Raw genomic sequence first — 1,195 nt, forward strand, 5'->3', positions numbered from 1 at the left:
AAATAAACTAAAAATGAGGCTTCTAGGTGAATACTTGATAGGTGTTCTAGAAAACGTAAATGAATCCAACGCCGACCTCAGCTTCATAGTTGTTGCGTGCGATTGGGCTATCCGCAATGTCACTACTATAACGCTCATAAACCGCCTCGCCGAAAACCTGCCAATTCTCATTTACATAATGGCGATAATTGTAATTAAATCCAAACGAGCGAAATCCTCCACTCAGGTCGGTCTCATTCAGTCCCGATGCAACTGACTGCTCTGCATCTATACCAAAATCTTTATTGACATAATCACTATCGTGAAATACCAAAGCGATGGCAATTTCATGGCCGGTTCCGTCGTTCTGACCACCGAAGCGGTGCCCCACGCCAAAAAGACCAAGACTTCCGTTTTCACCGGTCACCACTCGAGCATCCAGCCAATAACGCCAGTCGGTATCGAAAGCATGGCGTGCTTGCAAAACTAGTTCAGTTCCCTCATCTCCTTCACCGAGACCATCCAAACGACCGTCATCAGAGTCACTTTCTTCACGCCCCTCATCGAAGCCCACGACAGCCTCGAATAGCCATGTGTCAGAACGAAGACCACGCCACCCGAGCGCCTCACCGGCCCAGAAGAAAATATTATCACCTTTACGCCATTGCACCGCACCGGCAGGATCGACTTCTGCGCCAAATTCATCAGACCCTTCGTAGGCTGATTCGTATTCAACAGCCAGGCCAAGTCCGAAGGCCCAGCCATCATTGCCCCGCGTAAAGTCATCAATTGAAGGTAAGGGCACCATAGCTGTTTTTGTGTCCTGGGCTAATGCTGTTTGAAAGGAGAGTGTATATAAGCAAGTTGTCAAAAGCATGCCAGTAATTTTTTTCATTTAAATTCAACTTATAGAGTGAAGAACAATAAAGTACGTGAAGAATATATTATTGGATCACGCACAATTATTTTCGCTTGAAGGTTCGATTCTAGTGACTAAAAAAAGTGTTCTAATATCCCAAAAGCACTTTTAATAAACTCTATCAGACACTCATCTGGCCTTAATATAACTAAAGCGATAACTATGGTTGTGTACTCTTGGCGATAAATTTCAGTGTTTTCAACGGCATTCACTTCATCTCTTCTTCGTTAATGTCTCAAAGCTAAAATTGACTGTATTAACCTGATACAAATAAGGCTGAAGAGTGACAGAATATCG

General features: G+C 43.8%; 1 protein-coding gene. It reads right to left on the reverse strand.

From position 1 onward, the window contains the following. Positions 1-46: 46 nt before the first annotated feature. Entirely contained in the window at positions 47-874 is an 828-nt protein-coding gene (locus tag A3756_RS19095; protein WP_068509280.1) for a MipA/OmpV family protein, read from the reverse strand. Between the last annotated feature and the right edge of the window lie 321 nt (positions 875-1,195).

This window comes from Oleiphilus sp. HI0086 (assembly GCF_001635225.1).

What these genes read in the sequence shown, in the direction of transcription:
- A3756_RS19095 (WP_068509280.1), bottom strand. Translation starts at nt 874, where the DNA reads ATGAAAAAAATTACTGGCATGCTTTTGACAACTTGCTTATATACACTC.